Source organism: Paenibacillus sp. E194, assembly GCF_000935845.1.
GTDB classification, from domain to species: domain Bacteria; phylum Bacillota; class Bacilli; order Paenibacillales; family Paenibacillaceae; genus Paenibacillus_B; species Paenibacillus_B alvei_B.
Genome location: NZ_JMDX01000483.1, coordinates 1 through 1,482, shown reverse-complemented (window position 1 = coordinate 1,482; position 1,482 = coordinate 1). Strand labels below are relative to the sequence as shown.

Here is a 1,482-nt window from a genome sequence, read left to right as displayed (position 1 = left end):
GTGCTGGTGAGCATTTTTTTCATTGCCTTATATTGCTGTGTGCTTAATCGATTGTCTGAATGTGATTTGATCGTTTGTTCCAGTGGGAGTACACGGTACTTACGCTTGTCATGATCACCATAAATATGCACCCATGTTGGAATCGTTGTCACATTTTTTAGTTCGATTGTGCCTTCAGGCATATGCTTATTAATTTCGACACCGAAGATTACTCCAATATCAGTACCATTGCCAGTCTGATTGGATATAAAGTTCCCCATTGAATAAATAATAAGCCCATCGCGCTTAGAGCCGTCGGGCTCTCTTACCGTAATACGCTCATAGGGTTGAATGACATGTGGATGAGAGCCCAATATAATATCTGCTCCAGCTTGGATCAGCGAGCGTGCCAATCGAATTTGCTCTTGATTCGGCGTGTGCTCATATTCAGTACCGAAATGAATTGCAATTGCGACAACGTCTGCTCCAGCCTTCTTCGTATTCTGAATATCCTGGATCATGCGCTTCTCGTCAATGAGAGAGACAAGATAAGGCTTCTGCTTCGGGAGCGGGATGCCATTTGTTCCGTACGTATACGCGAGAATGCCCAGTTGTATTCCGTTTTTCTCAACTAATGTTGGCTGCTTGGATTCCCATAATGAGGCGGAGAGTCCCTTCGTTACCAGCCCTTTTTCTTTCAACACTTCCAATGTGCGCAAGGCGCCGGCTTCATAGCGATCTAATGAATGATTGTTCGCCGCCGTTACAATGTTGAAGCCTGTGAACTTCAAGGCATCTGCAAGCTCTGGTGGTGCATTGAACATGGGATATCCGGTATAGACCTTCTCGCCGCCTAACAATGGAGTCTCCAGATTCGCCCAACACCAATCTGCTGTCTCGAGAATAGGCTTTACCTTAGTAAAATAGCTATTGAAATTGTATGTGCCTGTCTTCTTATTAAAATAGGCAGGAAACTGAGGGGAGTGCATCATAATATCTCCTACCGCAAGAAGCTTGCTGGAAAGAGTATATGGCTTTGTCTTCGTGTTGTTAGGCAGCGTAGTAGCCGTACTTGCCGGGATGTTCGTAGAAGAGTTGAGATGGTCGGCATCGGTCGATGAAGGTGAACTGTCATTATGCTGAGCTAGAGCTGTTTTGTGTGCCGGTTGAGGCTTTGTCTGCTGTTCGCTGCCCGTTGTTGGTTGCGAACTAGATGCGTCTTGATCGACAAGCTGTGATGGTGAGGCAATTGCGCAAGCAGTGGATAAGATTAAGAGAACAATTGCAATGATCTGTAATCCTGTACGTATATACCGTCCGTTGCTCATTTTCCTATTTTTCTCCTTTCATACACGATTAACACCACGGGTAAAATGTGCATGACTGAATGATGCCTGTGTCTGCAAGTGAACTCATCGTGTACAATCGCATCGCGAGCAGGATGCTTCTCAGCAATGCGATCGTACAGACACGGTGTTTCGTGCGATGATTAATTACCGAATC

Annotated in this window: 1 protein-coding gene; it reads right to left on the bottom strand. The window is 45.4% G+C overall.

The annotated features are described in order from the left end of the window. The coding region (locus tag AZ66_RS29080; RefSeq protein ID WP_044358117.1) for a CapA family protein at nt 1-1,307 on the bottom strand (1,307 nt) is incomplete at its 3' end. Nucleotides 1,308-1,482: the final 175 nt, after the last annotated feature.